This window comes from Thermostichus sp. OS-CIW-32 (assembly GCF_054060415.1).
Genome location: NZ_JBSSDD010000001.1, coordinates 374,197 through 392,272, shown reverse-complemented (window position 1 = coordinate 392,272; position 18,076 = coordinate 374,197). Strand labels below are relative to the sequence as shown.

At 59.0% G+C, this 18,076-nt stretch carries 21 protein-coding genes and 1 other annotated feature; of the genes, 7 read left to right on the top strand and 14 right to left on the bottom strand.

Features of this window, described 5'->3' with window-relative positions; translation table 11 throughout:
- Positions 1–11: 11 nt before the first annotated feature.
- The 3 genes from ACVWY8_RS01835 to ACVWY8_RS01825 all read right to left on the bottom strand — a co-directional run bounded on the left by ACVWY8_RS01835 (position 12) and on the right by ACVWY8_RS01825 (position 3,219).
- Positions 12–1,190 (bottom strand): 1-deoxy-D-xylulose-5-phosphate reductoisomerase, encoded by a 1,179-nt coding sequence (locus ACVWY8_RS01835; protein ID WP_457392148.1) that lies wholly within the window; start codon positions 1,188–1,190, stop codon positions 12–14.
- A 388-nt stretch (positions 1,191–1,578) separates the two neighbouring features.
- Positions 1,579–2,841: an RNA-guided endonuclease InsQ/TnpB family protein gene (locus ACVWY8_RS01830; RefSeq protein ID WP_457392150.1), complete on the bottom strand. Its 1,263-nt coding sequence runs from the start codon at positions 2,839–2,841 to the stop codon at positions 1,579–1,581.
- Positions 2,842–2,919: 78 nt separating this feature from the next.
- Positions 2,920–3,219 (bottom strand): nucleotide-binding protein, encoded by a 300-nt coding sequence (locus ACVWY8_RS01825; RefSeq protein ID WP_457392152.1) that lies wholly within the window; start codon positions 3,217–3,219, stop codon positions 2,920–2,922.
- Between the two features lie 194 nt (positions 3,220–3,413).
- Between ACVWY8_RS01825 and ACVWY8_RS01820 the strand changes: the two genes are divergently transcribed.
- Positions 3,414–4,700, top strand: coding sequence for a trypsin-like serine protease (locus tag ACVWY8_RS01820; RefSeq protein ID WP_457392155.1), 1,287 nt, complete (start codon positions 3,414–3,416; stop codon positions 4,698–4,700).
- A gap of 358 nt (positions 4,701–5,058) precedes the next feature.
- Complete coding sequence (gene rpsU / locus ACVWY8_RS01815; protein ID WP_011432857.1) at positions 5,059–5,244, top strand: 30S ribosomal protein S21; 186 nt, start codon at positions 5,059–5,061, stop codon at positions 5,242–5,244.
- A gap of 69 nt (positions 5,245–5,313) precedes the next feature.
- On the opposite strand, the gene ACVWY8_RS01810 is transcribed toward rpsU, so the two are convergent.
- A complete protein-coding gene (locus tag ACVWY8_RS01810) occupies positions 5,314–6,690 on the bottom strand; it encodes a TonB family protein (RefSeq protein WP_457392158.1) in 1,377 nt (458 codons plus the stop codon).
- A 264-nt stretch (positions 6,691–6,954) separates the two neighbouring features.
- Here ACVWY8_RS01810 and ACVWY8_RS01805 point away from each other — a divergent pair, with 264 nt between their 5' ends.
- Entirely contained in the window at positions 6,955–8,037 is a 1,083-nt protein-coding gene (locus ACVWY8_RS01805) for an aromatic ring-hydroxylating dioxygenase subunit alpha (protein ID WP_457396751.1), read from the top strand.
- Between the two features lie 57 nt (positions 8,038–8,094).
- On the opposite strand, the gene rplL is transcribed toward ACVWY8_RS01805, so the two are convergent.
- The 10 genes from rplL to ACVWY8_RS01755 all read right to left on the bottom strand — a co-directional run bounded on the left by rplL (position 8,095) and on the right by ACVWY8_RS01755 (position 13,671).
- Entirely contained in the window at positions 8,095–8,505 is a 411-nt protein-coding gene (gene rplL, locus ACVWY8_RS01800; RefSeq protein WP_414350999.1) for a 50S ribosomal protein L7/L12, read from the bottom strand.
- A 63-nt stretch (positions 8,506–8,568) separates the two neighbouring features.
- Positions 8,569–9,132 carry a 50S ribosomal protein L10 gene (rplJ, locus tag ACVWY8_RS01795; RefSeq protein ID WP_011432851.1) on the bottom strand — a complete coding sequence of 188 codons (564 nt, stop codon included), beginning with the start codon at positions 9,130–9,132 and terminating at the stop codon, positions 8,569–8,571.
- Between the two features lie 58 nt (positions 9,133–9,190).
- Positions 9,191–9,350: a sequence feature (ribosomal protein L10 leader region), on the bottom strand.
- Positions 9,351–9,428: 78 nt separating this feature from the next.
- A complete protein-coding gene (gene rplA / locus ACVWY8_RS01790) occupies positions 9,429–10,139 on the bottom strand; it encodes a 50S ribosomal protein L1 (RefSeq protein WP_414351001.1) in 711 nt (236 codons plus the stop codon).
- A gap of 106 nt (positions 10,140–10,245) precedes the next feature.
- Positions 10,246–10,671, bottom strand: a complete 426-nt coding sequence (gene rplK / locus ACVWY8_RS01785) for a 50S ribosomal protein L11 (RefSeq protein ID WP_011432849.1) — start codon at positions 10,669–10,671, stop codon at positions 10,246–10,248.
- 9 nt (positions 10,672–10,680) lie between these two features.
- On the bottom strand, positions 10,681–11,346 hold the full coding sequence (nusG, locus tag ACVWY8_RS01780; RefSeq protein ID WP_011432848.1) for a transcription termination/antitermination protein NusG: 666 nt from the start codon (positions 11,344–11,346) through the stop codon (positions 10,681–10,683).
- Between the two features lie 62 nt (positions 11,347–11,408).
- The gene (secE, locus tag ACVWY8_RS01775) at positions 11,409–11,681 is read right to left on the bottom strand and encodes a preprotein translocase subunit SecE (protein WP_457392164.1); all 273 of its coding nucleotides are present in this window, start codon (positions 11,679–11,681) and stop codon (positions 11,409–11,411) included.
- Positions 11,682–11,784: 103 nt separating this feature from the next.
- Entirely contained in the window at positions 11,785–12,162 is a 378-nt protein-coding gene (locus tag ACVWY8_RS01770) for a hypothetical protein (protein WP_457392167.1), read from the bottom strand.
- 3 nt (positions 12,163–12,165) lie between these two features.
- Positions 12,166–12,921 (bottom strand): tRNA (guanosine(37)-N1)-methyltransferase TrmD, encoded by a 756-nt coding sequence (trmD, locus tag ACVWY8_RS01765; protein ID WP_457392169.1) that lies wholly within the window; start codon positions 12,919–12,921, stop codon positions 12,166–12,168.
- A 5-nt stretch (positions 12,922–12,926) separates the two neighbouring features.
- Positions 12,927–13,325 carry a hypothetical protein gene (locus ACVWY8_RS01760; RefSeq protein WP_414329472.1) on the bottom strand — a complete coding sequence of 133 codons (399 nt, stop codon included), beginning with the start codon at positions 13,323–13,325 and terminating at the stop codon, positions 12,927–12,929.
- A 151-nt stretch (positions 13,326–13,476) separates the two neighbouring features.
- Positions 13,477–13,671 (bottom strand): hypothetical protein, encoded by a 195-nt coding sequence (locus ACVWY8_RS01755; RefSeq protein WP_414329471.1) that lies wholly within the window; start codon positions 13,669–13,671, stop codon positions 13,477–13,479.
- A 142-nt stretch (positions 13,672–13,813) separates the two neighbouring features.
- Here ACVWY8_RS01755 and ACVWY8_RS01750 point away from each other — a divergent pair, with 142 nt between their 5' ends.
- The 4 genes from ACVWY8_RS01750 to ACVWY8_RS01735 all read left to right on the top strand — a co-directional run bounded on the left by ACVWY8_RS01750 (position 13,814) and on the right by ACVWY8_RS01735 (position 18,076).
- Complete coding sequence (locus ACVWY8_RS01750) at positions 13,814–14,956, top strand: 5-(carboxyamino)imidazole ribonucleotide synthase (protein WP_414417006.1); 1,143 nt, start codon at positions 13,814–13,816, stop codon at positions 14,954–14,956.
- Positions 14,953–15,402, top strand: a complete 450-nt coding sequence (locus ACVWY8_RS01745) for a hypothetical protein (RefSeq protein ID WP_414329467.1) — start codon at positions 14,953–14,955, stop codon at positions 15,400–15,402. The genes ACVWY8_RS01750 and ACVWY8_RS01745 overlap by 4 nt, the downstream gene beginning before the upstream one ends.
- Positions 15,403–15,408: 6 nt before the next feature.
- Positions 15,409–15,942 carry a ribosomal protein S18-alanine N-acetyltransferase gene (rimI, locus tag ACVWY8_RS01740; protein ID WP_457392171.1) on the top strand — a complete coding sequence of 178 codons (534 nt, stop codon included), beginning with the start codon at positions 15,409–15,411 and terminating at the stop codon, positions 15,940–15,942.
- Positions 15,943–16,489: 547 nt separating this feature from the next.
- The gene (locus tag ACVWY8_RS01735) at positions 16,490–18,076 is read left to right on the top strand and encodes a mechanosensitive ion channel (RefSeq protein ID WP_457392174.1); all 1,587 of its coding nucleotides are present in this window, start codon (positions 16,490–16,492) and stop codon (positions 18,074–18,076) included.

Genomic DNA, 18,076 nt, shown 5'->3' with positions numbered 1-18,076 from the left:
CCCGGTAGGGATCAGACCAGAACCTGAGCCGGGGCTTGCTGGGCCAGTTGCGCCGTTTCCCGCCGTGCCCAGGCATCTGCCTGCAAAATGTCCTCCAGGCTGGGATCGGCAATGACTTGATGCCGCTCACAAACCCGCTCCAAGAGACGGGGAATATCCAAAAAACGGATGCGCTCCTGCAAGAACAGGGCTACCGCCACTTCATTGGCCGCATTCAACACTGCCGGCAGCGTTCCCCCCCTCCGTCCAGCGGCATAGGCCAACTCCATGCAGGGGTACTTGCGGTGATCCGGAGCCTTAAAGGTGAGGGATCCCAGCTTGACCAAATCGAGGGGATCCCAGGGGGTGGCCAGGCGTTCCGGCCAACTGAGGCCGTAGAGGATGGGCAGGTGCATGTCCGGCCAGCCCAACTGGGCCAGAACCGAGGTATCGGCCAGCTCGATCAGGGAGTGGACAATGCTCTGCGGGTGGATGAGGATGTCGATGTGGTCGTAGTCCAGGCCGAAGAGCCAGTGGGCCTCGATCACCTCCAGGCCCTTGTTCATTAGGGTAGCCGAGTCGATGGTGATTTTGCGCCCCATCACCCAATTGGGATGCTTGAGGGCATCGGCCAGGGTGACCTGATCCAATTTTTCGGCAGGCCAATCCCGAAAGGCGCCACCCGAGGCAGTCAACAGGATTCTTCGCAGGGATCCCGCGGGCACCCCCTGTAAACACTGGAAAATGGCCGAATGCTCAGAGTCGACGGGGATCAGGTTCACCCCGTACTGCCGCACCAAGGGCAGCACCACCGGCCCCCCTGCCACCAGGGTTTCTTTGTTGGCCAGGGCAATGTCTTTGCCGGCACGGATGGCCGCCAGGGTTGGCAACAAACCAGCGCAGCCGACGATCCCCGTCACCACCCGCTGGGCCGCCGGGTGAGCCGCCACCTGACACAGCCCCTCCGTTCCGGCCACCAACTCCGGCAGCGGTCGGATCCCCGTCAGCAGCGACCGCAGCTCCGGCAGCAGTTCTTCCCGGCCAATGGCAACCATCTGGGGCCGAAACCGCCGTACCTGCTCGGCCAAGAGGGCAACGTTGCTGTAGCTGGTCAGGCCAACAACCTGAAAACGCTCCGGATACTGGGCCACCAAGTCCAGAGTTTGGGTGCCAATCGAGCCGGTGGAGCCGAGCAAGGTGATGGCTTGCATAAAGGATCCCTTTGCACCTGAAAGAGCGTAACGTCCTCCCAACGCAGACTTCCCCTCGCGCAACTTGCCCAAGGACTCCGTCCCGCTATTGCGAACGGCCCCACCTCGCGTTCGGGGATCCCTGCCTCACGCCCCTTCATCTTATTCTTATCTGGTTCTGATCTGGAATCTGTGTGCTCCCTCCGATCCCCGACAGCGGGATCCTATGCGGCTGTGGGGTCCGCGATGCCCCCCTTCCCCAGATTTTGGTTTCAAACCTTTCCCGACTGAGAACGCAGCCACTGGCTGAGCAGCGTCTCGACTAACTCTGAGAGATCTTGATCCGACTCCAACAGAAGGCGCTTCACGGCTCGGTGGGTCTCTTTGGGGATTTGACATACTCCCCTGCCTAAAGACAGGGGATTCTGGTTCCTAGTTCTGCGACAGCGCTTACCGTGTCAGGTTGCCCTTCCACGGCAGCGGCGCTCGTCTCCCCAGGCGTTCCCCCTTTCGGGGCGGTTCCCTTTTGCCCAAAGGTACCGTTGTTCCACTCCTCACCCAGCAACTCCAGCCCTTTGCGCAGGATGTTGATGGCCGCGTTCTCGTCCCTGTCGATCACCGCCCCACACTGCGGACAGCGGTGGGTACGAGTGGACAGCGTCTTCTTCACACGGTGGCCACATTGAGAACAGTCCTGACTGGTGTACTGGGGCGGCACGGCCACCACTACCTTGTTGAAGACCTTCCCGTAGTAATCGAGCCATCCGGTGAATAAACTCCAGCTCGCATCGTGAATCGACTTGGCCAAGTGGTGATTCCGCACCAGATTGCGCACCTGCAAGTCCTCATACGCCACGACGTCGTGAGACGCCACCACGCACCGGGCCAGCTTCACGGCCCAGTCTCTACGCTGGCGTTGAACCTTCAGGTGTACCTTGCCCAGTCGCTTCCTCTGCTTGTGGTAGTTCTTGGATTGAGGTTTGGCCCCTCTCCGAAACTTCCGACTTAGCCTGCGTTGCTCTCGCTTCAACCTCCTTTCGGCACGACGCAAGAATTTGGGGCACTCTACCTTGTGGCCGTGGCTGTCGGTGTAGAAGTGCATCAAGCCCACATCCAGCCCCACCACCTGGCCGGTGTACTCCACCTGCTCACGACGCTCCACGTCCAGACAAAACTGGGCGTAGTAGCCATCGGCCCTGCGTATGACCCGCACCCGGTTGATTTTCAGGGTGAGGATATCCCGCCGTGCCTCGCCGTTGCAGTAGAGGGCAAAGGTGCCCGCCTGAAAGCCGTCCGTGAAGGTGATGGACATGCCGTCAGGAGACAGCTTCCAGCCGGACAGCTTGTACTCCACCGACCGACAGTGTTTCTGGAACTTTGGATAGCCCTTCCGGGCTTCCTTCTCCTTACAGCGGCGGTAGAAGTTGGAGATGGCAGACCAAGCTCGCTCCGCACTGGCTTGCCGGGCTTGAGAGTTCAGCTTCTGGGCGAACGGGAACTCTCTGGCTAAGTCCTTGCAGAGGGAGTACAACGTGGCCCTGTTCACCCCTTGATGATCCATCCAGTGGCGCAGGCACTTGTTGCGCACGAACTGGGCAGTCCGGATGGCCTCATCCAGGGCTTGGTACTGCTGGGCTGTGCCGTTGAGGAGCTTGGCTTCGAGGACGCGCATGGGCCCACTCTAGCGCAGGTTAGCAAGATAAAAGCCGCCCTGGCCGCGTCAGCGGGCCGTAGGCCTTAGGGCGGGGCTTTAGACCCAGTTTTTTGGTAACTGTTCCGAGGTGGGACGGGCAGGGGTGTCAATCACCGTGTGCTGAAAGCCCGTGGGCGTGGGAGTGGTGGGATCCCCGGCCAATACCTTGATAGCAAAGGATGATCCCCGTTCTGCCCAGCGAGAGGCCGAGCGATTGGGATCGGCGTCGATCAACAGGGCCATCCCCGACCCACCCGCAGGAGCTGCCCCTTGTTTTTGCTGAAGGTAGAGGGCCAAATGCACCGCTGTAGTGGTTTTGCCCACGCCCCCTTTGAACCCCAAGACCGCGATATTCATCTGCCACACACCCTCCCACCCTGGTTTTACTGCCCAGGTGCACGGGCGGCAAGAGGCAAAAGTGGGCATTGGGGTCTTGGGGCAACTCGGGAGAGCCGGCCGCGGGGAGAAGTTCTCCCGGTTGCGCAATCCTTAGGCTTCGCCGGTAGGATATCCTTGGCTAGCACAACCGGCTGGCTTTGGAGAATCTGACCATGCCTCATCTCTCGCGATCCCATTCCCCCCTTGGCTTGGCTCGCTCCTGGTCTGTTCTGCTGGGGTTGAGTCTGGCCTTGAGTGTGAGCGCCTGTGGCGGTGGCGGTTCCAGTCGCCTGCTTCCCCCAGTCTCGGCCCCTCCCACAGGACGAATTGAGGGATCCCATTTCGACGATCTCAACGGCAATGGGCTGCGGGATCCGGGGGAGCCGGGGCTGCCGGGCATCGCCACCTTTTTGGACTTAAACGGCAATGGCCGCCTCGACCCGGGGGAGCCCAGCACCGTCAGCGATGCCAGCGGTAACTTTCGCTTCTCCAACTTGCCCCCTGGCACCTACCGCGTCACCGCCCTTTTGCCCCCAGGGCGAATCTTCACCACGCCGCGCTCAGGCTTGGGGCTGGAGCGGATTGTGGGCGGCAGACCTGCTCCCGAAGGGGCCTTTCCCTGGATGGTGGCCTTGCTGAACGCGGCTGAGCCAGATCCTTTTCAAGCGCAGTTTTGCGGCGGATCCCTGATCGCGCCGGAGTGGGTGCTCACCGCTGCCCACTGCTTTTTCGACGATCAAGGCCGGCAGGTGGTAAATCCCCAAAATCTGGATCTGCTGTTGGGTACCAACCGCCTACAAATCGGCGCCGGTCAACGCATTCGCGCCGCGCAAATTGTCCTCAACCCCGGCTACAACCCCCAGGTGGGGAAACTTGGGGGGAACGACATTGCCCTGGTGCGCCTTTCTCGGCCAGTAGCTTTGGCCACCCTGCCGCTGGTGCAGCCCAACCAAACCAACCTGACAGCCCCCGGCACTGCCGCCACCATCCTCGGCTGGGGAGCCACCTTCCCCCGCGCCCTGGATCAAGAACCCAGCGGCTTTCCCCGAGATTTGCAGCAGGCCACCGTTCCCATCGTCTCCAATGCGGTGTGCAACGCGCCCCAATCCTACAATGGCACCATTTTAGATACTATGCTCTGCGCCGGCTTTCCTCAGGGGGGAGTCGATACGTGTCAGGCTGATAGCGGTGGGCCTTTGATTGTGTCCAGTGGCACGGGTTTTGCCCTGGCCGGAATCACCAGTTTTGGCATCGGCTGCGCCCAGCCCAATTTCTATGGGGTGTATACGCGGGTGTCTAGCTTCACCGGTTTTGTGCAATCGGTAATCGGCAGTGCCCCCAGCCCAACTCCAGCACCACCCTCCCCTCCACCCCCCACCGGGACAACTGCTTCATTCGTTGTCAATTTGAGGGAAGGTGAGGTGGTTGCGGGGCTCAACTTTGGCAGCCGGGCGCAGTGAACACGAACTGTGGCAGCAAGCAGTGGTGTGGCGATCGTTTAGCTAGGCCGCCGTTCGCGCTAGCGGGACGGAGTCCTTGAAGCCCCGCCCTCTGTCCGTAGGACGAGGGTCGGAATGAAAGGCGGACATCCCCTGTTCTATAATCAACCTGGCTGTGCAAAACGGCATTGCCGGAATCTGGTACAGCTACGCGGTGGGGCATCCCGTGTCTGCTCGTGGAGGGTTCTTGCACTAGCTCCCCAATGAAGCGAGAAGCCCGCTCCGTACCGCCAGCAGTCGGAGTCGGGAGTATGTCACGATAGGGATCCCTGTTGTAACCGAGTCCATCCCATTGATTGACGGAGGAGATGTCTTGCTTATGACCCAAGTGACGATTGGCGAAAACGAAGGGATCGAATCTGCGCTGCGTCGCTTCAAGCGTCAGGTTTCTAAGGCGGGCATTTTACGGGACTTGCGCAACCATCGGCACTTTGAAACCAACCTAGAAAAGCGCAAGCGCAAAGCGGTGGCCGTCCGGCGCAACCGCCGCAAGTCCATGGCCTAGGCTACTGCCGACACTCGGAAATCTGAACCCCTCTGAACAGGGCTTGTGGCCTTGCCTGAGGTTCTGACGTTAGTTTCTCGGAATCTGGGTTGGGCCAGCCTGCAGGGATCCGCTCAACACGTCGATTTCCAGCATCAGTTCTTCGCCAACATAGCTCTCGGGCAAAGGAGCAAAGGGGGCTGAGCGCTGGATGGCACTGAGCACGGCTGCATCCAACAGGGGATCTTCTGAGGGGGTTTGCAGGCGCAGTTCCCGCAGGGATCCCTGTCGATCCAGACGCACCTGCACCACTGTTACGTAGGAGCCGGATGCTCGCCGTACCATCCAGTGTTGGCGAACCCTTTCTTGGAATTGAGCCAAGTAGTCTCCCCAATCTGGATCGGCGACGGCATTTAGGCTGGGTGGGCCTGCCTGAGAGGACTCGATCCCACTGGTGCGACCGAAGTCGGAGTTGTGGGATCCGGTAGGAAAAGTCGGGGGCAAGGTGGGAGAAGGCTCTTCCAACGGGGCTGCGATCGGCTCTGGAGAGGGCAAAGTTGGATGCGGATCCGCTGGAGCCGACAGGTAGGGTTGTGGCAAAACCTCAGGAGAACTTGCTGCTCTTTCGGGTTGAGGCTTGAGGGATTGAGCAGGAGAGATCTGAGCCGATTTGGTCTCCACTGCTGCTGCCGAGGAGGTAGCCAGTAGGCTTTGCAGATGCTGACGATAGTCCTGCAGTTGCTGGCGCTGTGGAGAGGACAGAGGCCAGTGATCCAGCCATTCTTCCGTCAGATGTAGCGCCTCCGCCCAATTGTGATCGGCAACTGCCTGCTCCAGAGCTGCTAAACCCGCTGACAGATTTTCTAACCTGGCCTCTGGCTGCTGCTGAGGAGAGGCAGAGTCGCGGTTGGGTTGGGGCATCTCAAGCTCCCTTGTCGGCGGAGAAAGGATCCCAGGGACAGGACTCCCTGCGGCTGAGGCAACCAAAGGCTGTGCCGCCGCAGAAGTGGCCTCTTCACTTGGGCTGGGCACTTGCGACTGCCGCACCGATACATCGTCCCAGGGTTCAGAGACACCGAACTCACGGGCGGAGACGGGCGCAATCCACTGCGGCTCTGGGGGCGGCTCATCCGCCATCTCCACCCACTGAAAGGAGATTATCTCCTCCTCCGGGATCCCAGGCCGCCAACCCATCCAGCTCATCGCCATGAAATGCAACGCGATGAAATGCAACCCTGCCGAGAGCACGTTGGCCAGCCCCAGGCGCCAAGGTAAGGAGCGGCGTTCCTGCTGTCGTTCTTGTTGAGAACGGCTGAGGCGGGGCTCTGGATCCACCTCTCCGTCTGTCAAGCAATTTGCCTGGCTCTCAGCAGCCGGTTCTGGTTTGGGGGAGGTGGACTCTGCAGTAGGTTGGGCCGGGATCCCTGTGTTACGGAGATCTCGGTTGGGGTTCAATTCGTTTTGCACCTTTCCACCTCTCCCCACAGCCACATGCCAACAGAAGCCCACTGACACTTTTCTACTTCCCTCAATCAATAGCCCATCTCTGGATAGAGGGGGAGTTGTCGATGTCCAAACGCGACCGCTGTGGCAGGGCAAAGCTGTGTTGGCTTATACGGACTTCTGCCATTTCAACGCCTATCTTTTTCACGGGGGGCGGTGCTTTGAGCCACCTAGGCTCACGAAAAGCCAGCTCATGATTCTCCGAACTAGAGCTTGTGGAGCGGGTTTATGCTTGTTACCCAGCAACCTGTCCTGAGGCGGTTTTGGTACCCTGTGATCCCAGTATCAGCTCTGGAAGCCGGCCCACAAGCTTTCACGCTGCTGAAGACCCCTTTGGTGCTTTGGCTCAATGAGTTGGGGCAGCCCTGCGCCGTTTTGGATCGCTGTTGCCATCGCTCCGCTCAACTCTCCAAGGGGGTCGTCTGCAATGGCCACATCCGCTGTCCCTATCACGGCTGGGAATTTGACGGCTCTGGCACCTGTGTGAAGGTGCCCCAACTTACAGACAACTTCATCCCCCCTACCTACAAGGTGGAGGGGTTTCGCTGCCAAGAGCGCTACGGCTATGTTTGGGTGGCATTGGCGGATCCCTTGACCGATATTCCCGAGATCCCAGAGGTGGCGGATTCCCGGTTTCGCCAAATTCATCAGTTCTATGAGGTCTGGAAATGCGCCGGCCTGCGCCTGATGGAAAACTCCTTTGACAATGCCCATCCCCACTTCGTCCATCACCAGAGCTTTGGGGTGATCTCCGAGCCTGTACCCCCCGATCTGGACAGCCTTGAAGAACTGGAATATGGCCTTCGGGCCACCTCTGTTTTGCCGGTGTTCAACAGTGACTTGCAGAAGCAAAACTTGCGGATGTCAGAGGATCGCACAGTGCGTATCCTGGAGGGCACCTGGTTTATGCCTTTTGGTCGCAAGCTCAAAATCACCTACCCCAACGGCCTCATCCACATCATTTTCACAGCGGCTACCCCCATCGACGACCAAACCTCGCAGGTGGTGCAATTCTGTTTACGCAACGATTCGGAAGCAGAGGTGAGTGCTGAGAGTATCATCGCCTTCGATCGGCAGGTGACCCTTGAGGATCAACGGGTTCTGGAAAGCACCGACTATGACGTTCCCCTCGATATCAAGGCGGAGCAGCACATGTTTACCGATAAACCCAGCATCGTCATGCGTCGCAAGCTGGCTGCCCTCTTGAAAGCTCACGGAGAGGTGGAAGCGCGGCGGAGCAGGGATCCCGAACCCACGCCAATGGTCGGGCAGACCCAAAAGAGGGGCCGGAGCAGCCCCCCTTGGGTTTGAGAGTCTTGATTAGATTCCTCGTCAGAGCAGGGAGAGGCGCTCTCCTCGTAACTGGAACTACTTGATCTTGACGGTGGCGCCGGCTTCTTCCAGCTTTTTCTTGATGTCGTTGGCTTCCTCCTTGGGAACTCCTTCTTTGACAGGCTTGGGAGCCGCCTCGACGAGATCTTTGGCATCCTTCAGGCCCAAGCCGGTCAACTCGCGCACCACCTTGAGGATGGCGATCTTCTTGTCGGCTGGCACAGCCTCGAGGATGACATCAAAGGCAGTTTGCTCTTCCACCGGCTCAGGGGCTGCCGCCGGAGCTGCCGCCGCCGCTGCCACAGGAGCTGCCATGACCATGCCGCCGGCTGGGGCTGCTGCACTGACGCCAAAGGTTTCCTCGATGGCTTTCACCAGCTCGGAAGCTTCCAGCAAGCTCAAGGCTTTCAACTCTTCCAAAATCTTTGCAACGCGCTCTGAAGACATGATGGTTTCTCCTTGGGGGTAACAGAATCGATACACAGGTTTGGGCTGATGAACTGAAGCCCTTTATGCGGCCTCCTTGTCGGCAATGGCCCGGATGGCCCGCCCCAGAGAGGCTGGGATCTCGTGGATACCGCGCGCCACTTGCGTGGGCACAGCATTGAGCCCGACCGCCAGGCCGGTGGCCACCGACTTGAGGCTGCCCGCCACTTGGGCCATGAGCACTTCCTTGGGCGGTAGCTCGGCGATGGCCTTGGCCTGCTCCAAGGTCAGGGATAGCCCTTCAATGCCAGCACCGCGGAACTCGGTTTTCTTGGTTTGCTTGGCAAAATCTTGATACGCCTTCAGGGCGGCTGAAATATCGCCCCGAATCAAGATAAAGGCCGTCGGCCCCGCCAAAAAGGGAATGATCCCTGCCCAAGCTTTTTGGTCGGCGATGGCTCGCCGCATCAGGGTATTCTTAACAACCATGCAAACCGAATCCGACTTGCGCAGCTCTGCCCGCAGTTGGTCCATCTCCGCAACGGTCAGCCCCTTGTAGTCGATCACCAGCACCATTTGGCTGGCCTGCAGCAGGGATCGGACTTTATCGACGATCTCCGCTTTCTTCGCTAAAGGTTGCTTGCCCATGCGCTCACCTCCTTTGTTGTCAATGGTCACCCAGGGTTAACGGGTGGTGAATCTGGGTTCTGCCAAACAGAATGCGTCCCAGCCGTGGCCGAGACGCATGGAGATAAGCGCACCATCAAAAGCGATCCAAGAAGGGATCCCTTTGAACTTCGCTCAAACCTCGGCAGGACATTAAGCCCGCGGGCACCTGCTGTCTTCGGCTTGCTATTCGACTGGGGAAAGATGTTCTGCCGGGATCCTCCTCCAAATTCACTCACTCAAACCCTTTTCAACCCATCGCAGCGCCGAAGCCAGGCTTAGGTCGCCAACTTCAGCTCCCGCAGGGCATTGATATCAACCTCAATCGAGGGGCCCATTGTAGCAGAAACATGTAGGGTTCGCCAATACTTGCCCTTGGCTCCAGAGGGACGGTTGCGATCGATGGACTCCTGCACTGCCTTTAGGTTCTCCAGCAGAGCTTCGACGGGGAACTTGCACTTGCCGAAGATCAAATGCACAATGCCGGTGCGATCCGCCCGGTACTCCAGCTTGCCGGCTTTAAACTCTTTGATCGCCTGGGCCAGATCCATGGTTACCGTTCCCCCCTTGGGAGAGGGCATGAGGCCGCGCGGCCCCAACAGCCGCCCCAGCTTGGCCACTTGGGGCATCACATCGGGGGTGGCGATCAGAAGGTCAAAATCTATAACTCCCTTGCCGATTTCCTCGATCAGGTCTTCATAGCCAACCCGATCCGCCCCTGCATTTTGGGCCTCCACCACTTTCTCGCCGCGGGCAATCACCGCCACTCGGATTTCTTGGCCGGTGCCCCTGGGCAAGACTACAGTGGTGCGCAGTTGTTGGTCGGCGTACTTGGGGTCGATCCCCAGGCGGATGTGAACCTCTGCCGCCTCTTCAAATTTGGCGGTGGCCGTCTCTTTCATCAGGGCCAAAGCCGCTTCGGGAGCATAGGCAATGGGCTTCACCTTCTCCCGCAAAGCCTGCATACGTTTGGAAAGCTTTCGAGCCATCGTTTCTCCTCGGGGTACTGGCGAGAACTTCTCTCCCCCACAGTGGTTTGCTAGAACAACTTTTTCAAGACCGTGAACACCTCAGACCGGGCAAGGGATCCCTCCATCAATCCACCACCGTCACCCCCATGCTGCGAGCAGTTCCGGCAATAATTTTCATGGCCGCCTCCACATCGTGGGCATTCAAATCCGGCAGCTTCTGCTCGGCGATCTGGCGCAGTTGAGCTCGGGTCAGGGATCCCACCTTGGTTTTGTGGGGCTCGCTGGAGCCAGACTCAATGCCCAGAGCCTTCTTGATCAACACCGAAGCCGGCGGCGTCTTGAGGACGAAGGTAAAGCTGCGATCCTCGAAGATGGAGATTTCAACAGGCACCACCATCCCGGCCTGATCCGCCGTCTTGGCGTTGTACTCCTTACAAAAGGCCATGATGTTGACCCCGTGTTGACCCAAGGCTGGGCCAATGGGGGGAGCGGGGGTGGCCTTGCCCGCCTGAATGGCCAACTTGACCACGGCCACCAACTTCTTAGCCATGAAACGCAGTTACACCTCTTTTCGCACTTGACCAAACTCTAATTCTACCGGGGTATCGCGCCCGAAAATCGAGATCAACGCCTTGAGCTTGCCCCGTTCTGGGCTGACCTCCACCACCTCGCCGTAGAAACCCTGGAAGGGGCCGGATAGCACCTCGATGCGATCCCCAGGGGCCATGTCGATTTTGAGGGGCACTTCCTCCACCTCGACGCTGCTGAAGATGCGCTGGACTTCGCTTTGGCTGAGGGGACGCGGTGTAACATGCCCCCGACCGCGACCGTAGGCCCGCTTTTCTTCCGTGCCAACAAAGTTGATCACGTTGGGGGTTGTTTTCACCACCATCCAAGTGTCGTCGTTCATGTCCATGCGCACCAGGACATAGCCGGGAAAAATCTTCTCCTCTTGCTCCTGGCGCTTGCCGGATCGATCCAGCTTGAAGCCCGTCCGCTTCGGGATCACCACCTCGACAATTTGATCCGCCACATCCAAAGCAGCCGCCCGTTGCATCAGGGTGCTCTTCACTTTGTTCTCGCAGCCTGAGGCCACCTGCACGGCGTACCAGCGCAGGTTGCGACGCTCTTGACCTTCCCCCTCGTCTGGTTCCGGGATCGCGTCTGCAGGCTCAAAGTGCTCCACACGGCCCCCACGACGTTTTCGCTGCTGCTCTGGCCTCATCACCTCACATCCTCCCTGTAGCCATCCTTGAACATGACTCTCTTGCCCCTCAGGACAGAACATCACAAGAACAGCTGAGTGGCTACCCAAGCAAACACTTGATCGACCAGGTAGATGAAGGAAGCAAAAGCCAACACAATCAGTAAGACCCCTACCGACTCGCCGATCAATTGCCGGCGGCTCGGCCAAACAATCTTGCTTAATTCTGTGCGGGTCTCTTGAATAAAACCCGGGATCCCTTTGAGTTCGGTGGAACTGTCTTTGGAGTGACCCCGGCTGGCGGGATCCAAACGCTGTTCCGTATCGGCTTTGCTGGAGGGGGTGCTCTTAACCACGGCGGTGTTCTCCTAATGGATCCCGAAAACGGTGTACCGCATTTCAGCAGGCACGGGATCGGCTTTGCGATCCTAACAGATTTACCGGGAATGGGATCCAACCTTAGGGAGTGGGGGTGGGCTCAGGTGCCAAGGAAGCGGGAGAAAGCAGCAGGGAGCGGCGGCGGGATTGGTTGAATTGCTCCACAGCAGCATCAACGCTGGCCTTGCCGTCCCAGCGGGAAGCAGCATTCTGGCGAGAGAGGAAGTCGGCAGCCCGGAAGAGATCGTTGACGTTAATGCTGGTGCCATCGAACAGAGAGGGATTGCTGTCGCGGCGAATGGCATCGTTGACACTTCCGCTTTGGGCCAGGGCCACCCCAGAACCGCTCAGAACCGAGCTCAAGGCCATTCCCACCAGAAGCAGCACTGGGGGCGAGGGGATCCCACGCCAGCAGACGGGCGATGGATTCAGGAGACGGTTGAGAAGCTTGCCGAGCATGATTTATTTCTCCGCTTCGTTTACACGAGGGTGCTGCTCCGCCAGCCCCTCTACCAACAACTGCTGCTCTTCGGCGGTCAAGGGGCGCTTGGCCAACAGGTCTGGCCGCCTTTGCCAGGTTCGAACCAGCTGCTGCTGCAGACGCCAACGGGCAATGGCTTGATGGTCGCCTGAGAGGAGTACCGGCGGCACCTTGTACCCCTGAAACTCTGGCGGGCGGGTGTACTGAGGATAGTCCAGCAGCCCCGCCTCGAAGCTTTCCCTCTTTAACGAGTCTACCTTGCCCACGGTGCCCGGCAAGAGCCGCACCACGCCGTTGATCAGGGCCAGCGCCGGAATTTCCCCCCCGGTCAGGACAAAATCCCCCAGCGACACTTCACGGGTAGCCAAGTGTTCCCGGATGCGCTCGTCAAAGCCCTCATACTGGCCACACAGCAGGATCAGTTGCGCCTTCTGGGCCAGCTCCTGCAGCAGCGCCTGGTTTAGCGGTTGCCCCTGGGGCGTCAGCAGAATGATCTCGCAGGGATCCAACCGGGGCAGGGAGGCGACAGCAGCGAAGAAAGGCTCTGGCTTGAGCACCATGCCCACCCCACCCCCGTAGGGCTCATCATCGACACGGCGGTGCTTATCGGTGGCGAAGTCGCGTGGATTGGTGCAGTGGACTTCGGCGATCCCCTGCTGTAGGGCTTTGCCCACCAGCCCAATGCGCAGCGGCGTTTCAAAAAATTCGGGGAAAAGGGTAAGGATATCGAACCGCACAGGACTCAGGACGAGGTGCGCAACCGCTCCAAATCCAGGCGCAAGGACTCAATCTGATGGATCAGCTCCATCAACTCAGCCATCTCTTCTCTGGAGATAGCCGGCTTGTTGGGGGAGGAAGCTGGTGTCGGGGGAGCATTCTCGACAGGCGCTTCAGAGTCAGGACTTGCCGAGGGGGCGTTGGCGGCTGGATCCCTGAGACTCTCAACGTAACGAACTGCCTCCTGCTCGATCAACTCTCCCTTTTGCTCCAGCTCCGCCGCCAGTTGTCCCAAGTCCATCGAAAGGCGGTTGAGGTTTTCGGTGCGCTTTTCCGGGTCTTGCAGGATCTCCACCAGAGCGGTGGCCGTGCCGTAAAAAATGTGGCGAGCCCGCGTGAACCAATCTGAAGAGTGAGAACTCATGGCAGCAGAAAGAGGTGGGTTGTGGATTATTCTAGGCGATCCACCCACCGGGATTGACCCAAGCATTGCAGACTGAATACCCAGCGCCGAAGGACAGACTGGGATCCAATTCTCCAAAATCCTAGGGACACTCTCAGTCTTAAGGCAGGGCTCAATCGACAGCGCGGATCTCGCCACTGTTTAGGCGCTCCACAATCGATTCCAGCAGTTCGTGCTCTTCTGGGGAAATTTCTTGATCGGCCATGACGGCACTGAGAATCTGCTGTTGCTCGGCGCGAGTCAAGACTTTGTCCGCCAAAGCTCGGTTGATTAGAGCTCTCAGCTCAGAGGGTTGAGAGGGTTCCACCGTTTTTCTCCTAGCGCTGGAGGGCAAGGGGTCCCATAATGGGGTTCTGGATCCAAGAAGCAATGGACAGCGGCCCACCACCCAGTATAACGGTACGGCTGTGGAAACCCAGGTATCCTCAAAAGACCAGAGATCCCAACCTGTGGGGGTGATTGGCGGCGGGCAGTTGGCGCAGATGTTGGCCTTGGCAGCTCGCCAGATGGGGATCCCGCTGGTGGTGCAGGCTGCTGCTCCCACCGATCCGGCGGTGGCAGTGGCCGATGGGGTGGTTTGGGGATCCACAGCCGACAGCCAGGCCACGGCCCAGTTGTTGGAGCGCTGCCCGGTGGTTACTTTTGAAAACGAGTTTATCCCTCTGCCGGAGCTGAAAAAACTGGATCCGGAGGGATCCCGCTTTCGTCCCAGCCTCAGCACGCTAGAGCCGCTGCTGGACAAGTTGCACCAACGGCAGTTCCTGGCGCGGTTGGGGTTGCCGGTGCCGACTTTTTTTCCGCTGGAGGCGGTGTTGGATTCGGCAGACCTGGCTGGACTGGGCTTTCCGGTGGTGCTCAAGCGACGGCGGCAGGGCTACGATGGGCAGGGCACCCGCATCTTGCACGAGCGAGCGGCTTTGCAGCAGGCCCTTAGCCAATCTGAGGGGATCCCGCTATTGCTGGAGGAATGGATCCCGTTCGAGCGGGAGCTGGCGGTGATGGTAGCGCGGGGGCTGAAGGGAGAGATCCGGGTTTATCCGGTGGTGGAAACTGTGCAGATTGAGCAAATCTGCCGCCATGTCCTGGTGCCTGCCCGCATCCCCCCAACCACCGAGGCCGAGATCCGGCGCTTGGCAGCCGATCTGATGGAAAAATTGGGTGCAGTTGGCGTGTTTGGCATCGAGCTGTTCTGGGTGCCGCCGCCCCACCCCAAGGCCGGGATCTGGATCAACGAAATCTCGCCGCGGGTCCACAATTCCGGCCACTACACCCTAGAAGCCTGCCGCACCTCACAATTCGAGCAACACCTGCGGGCCATCCTCGGCCTGCCTTTGGGGGATCCCTCCCTCAAGTGTGGGGGGGCAGTGATGGTCAATCTCTTGGGCTATGAGCATGCCACCGGCGATTACCCAGAAAAGCGGCAGCGCTTGGCCCAGCTCCCCAATGCCACGGTGCATTGGTACCACAAAACCCCTGCCCGCCCAGGGCGAAAACTGGGCCATGTAACCGTCTGTCTGCCGACTGCTCCCTCTCCTTTCGAAGCAGCAGCCCTTGTCCGCACCCTCGAATCCCTCTGGTACCCCCAGCCATGAGCCAAGCGCAGGATCCCTCATTTTCTCCAGCCACACAAGCCCTGATCCAGGCGATGCAACGGCGGGATGTGCCCGCGGTAGCTCAGCAGGTGAACGGCTTGTCCCCTCAAGAGCGCCCTGCTGTGTTGACCCCTGCCCTCCAATACCTGGCCGAGGTGGATCCCGCCAGCGCCCAGTGGTTTGTTCGCCACCTCATGGCCCCTGCGGTCAAAGCGCAACTGCGAGAAGGGATCCTCAAAGCCGCCCAAGACTACCTACAGGAAGCCGGCTTCACCGAAGGGATCGACTACGAACTCAAGCCTGTTCGCGAAAGCGGTGCGGAGCACCATCCCCAATCGGGGGGCAACATCTTGAGCATCAGCCGCAGAGCCTTGCCCTACGCGGCTCCCGATGACGATCCCTTGGGGCAGTTGTTGTTGGCGGAATTCTGCGAATTGCGAGACTAGGCCACCATGAGCGGTACGAGTTATCGGCTGCAGCTGTTGGACATCACTGCCCTGCCCCAACTGCTGGAGCTGGATCAGCGGTGCTATGGGGGATACTGGGGAGAACAGGGATATCGAGCGGAGCTGGAACGACCCACAAGCACGGTGATTGGGGTAGTGGCGGAACCCGCTGCCGTTGGCGCCCCGTGTGGCTTGGGCCAAACGGAGTTCCCCCTTCCCTCTCCAGGCCCCACCTCGCCGACGCAGGTGACAAAAGAGCTGGTGGGCTTCGGCATTCTCTGGCGCATTGAAGAAGAAGCGCATATCATCTCCTTGGCGGTGGATCCCGAGCACCGGCAACAGGGCTTGGGCCGGCGGATTCTGGAAGAACTGCTGAACCAAGCGAGAGCAGCAGGCTGCCGCTGGGCCACTCTGGAGGTAAAGGCTTCCAATCAAGCGGCAATCCGCCTGTACGAATCGGCAGGGTTTCAACGGCTGGGACGTCGCAAGGGGTATTACAACGGAGAAGATGCGCTGGTGTATTGGAAGAAACCGATTTAGAAGGCTATCAATTGTAAATTGAAGAACTGCAAACGTATTTCGGGATACACCTTAGGTCAGACAGTGAGCAAGCCAATAGGCTAAGCATATCAAGGCTACAGGGGATCCAACCCATTGACCGAGTGTCGATTGCCCGTTTGATTCTTTATATAGGTCATCAAAATGCTCTCATTCTGTGGATGCAAACTGCCCGCTACAGTTCCTCCCAGCAACACTGACTCTAGCCAATGCAGCCGCATCCATCGCACAACAGAGATCCTGACTTAATCTACAAAGCTCCTGCTCGGTGGGGAAAAGCTATAATCTGCGGTATCAACAACTTGAATTCGATCCTTGCTGTTCGATGGCCCATCGGAGCTTTGACTGATGGCTGGAGCCCTTGGGTTAATAGAATGTGAAGTTTTATTTCGAGATCCGACATTTCTGCTTCAATATATATTTTTCATATCGTATCCCCCCTCTGGCCAGCTTGCCTGAAAAAACACTTCAGGTTAGCCTACACTTGTTATCTGTCCATCCTGAGCATTTTCAAGCTGTGAGGATCATTATGGACACCTCTGGAAACACCATTGGAGATGAGGCCATCTCTTTTGTCGTCAGTCTTTGGTCTAGGCTTATCGATTTTATGCCCAATCTCCTTGCGGCGATTGTCATCTTAATTCTGGGTTGGATAGTGGCCATGGCAGTAGCCTTCGGCGTTAGAGGACTGCTCAAAAGGACGCAACTGGACAATCGCTTGGCTGCTTGGGTTTTGGGCCAAAAGCCCGGCGAGAAGCTGCCCCAAACGGAGCGCTGGGTGGCCGCTGCCGTCTACTGGGTGATTCTTGCTTTTGTGTTGGTGGCGGTACTGAATGCCCTGCAGCTTCAAGCTGTCTCCGATCCGCTCAACAGGTTTTTGGGGGAAATCTTCGTTTATCTGCCACGGGTGGGTGGGGCGCTGGTGCTGCTGGCTGTGGGCTGGGTGGTGGCCACTGTTGCTCGGCTGGCGGTCATCCAGGGGCTGCGGCGTTTCAACCTCGATGAGCAGTTGGCCCGGCCTCTGCAACAGGAAAGCACTGCCGGTGAGGCAGGTGCAGAAGGAACCCCAACCGGCCAAGAGGGAGGTACAGAGGTCACCCCTTTCCTGCTGAATGAAACTTTGGGCAATGCCCTTTACTGGCTGATTCTGCTGTTCTTTTTGCCGATCATCCTGGATACCCTGAACCTGCAGGGGCCGCTGCAGCCGGTGCAAAACCTGCTGGATCAGTTGCTGTCGATGGTGCCGCGGATTTTGGGAGCGCTGATCATCGGTGCAGTGGGCTGGTTTTTGGCCCGCATCGTGCGTGGGATCGTCTCCAATTTGTTGGTGGCAGCAGGGGCAAATCGGTTGGGGGCACGCTTTGGCGTTCCCCAGTTGGCCCAGATCGTCGGGACGGTGGTGTATGTCTTGGTGTTGATCCCGGCGGTGATTGCGGCGCTGAATGCCTTGGAAATTCGGGCCATCTCCGATCCGGCGGTGGCGATGCTGGAGCAGGTGTTGCGGGCCATTCCCTTGATCGCGGGATCCGCTTTGATCCTGGCCGTCTTTTACTTGCTGGGGCAATTTTTGGCCAGCTTGGTAACCCAGTTGCTGCAGGCGGTGGGTTTTGACCGTCTGGTCGCGGGGCTGGGCTTGCCCCTGGCCGCTGCTCCTGAGCCTGAAGGGGATCCCGCTGCCAAACGTCGCACTCCCTCCGAGATCGCCGGCTTGGTGGTCTGGGTAGGCGTGGTCTTGTTTGGGGCGGTGCCGGCAGTGGAGTTGCTGCAGTTTGCCGCCCTAACCGACATTGTGCAGGGGCTGTTGCTGATTTCCGGTCGGGTGCTCATCGGCGCCCTGGTGTTTGGGATCGGTCTTTATTTGGCCAATTTGGCCCACTCTATGATCAAGAGCTTGGGTAGCCCTTCCTCAGGGGTACTGGCCCAGGCGGCGCGGGTGGCTATCTTGGTTTTTGTTGGCGCCATGGCCCTGCAGCAGATGGGCGTGGCCACCGACATTGTGGTGTTGGCTTTTGGTCTGGTTCTGGGGGCGATTGCCGTGGCGGTGGCGTTGGCTTTTGGGTTGGGAGGTCGCGATGTAGCTGCCGAGCAGATCCGGCAATGGCTCAAGAGAGAGTGA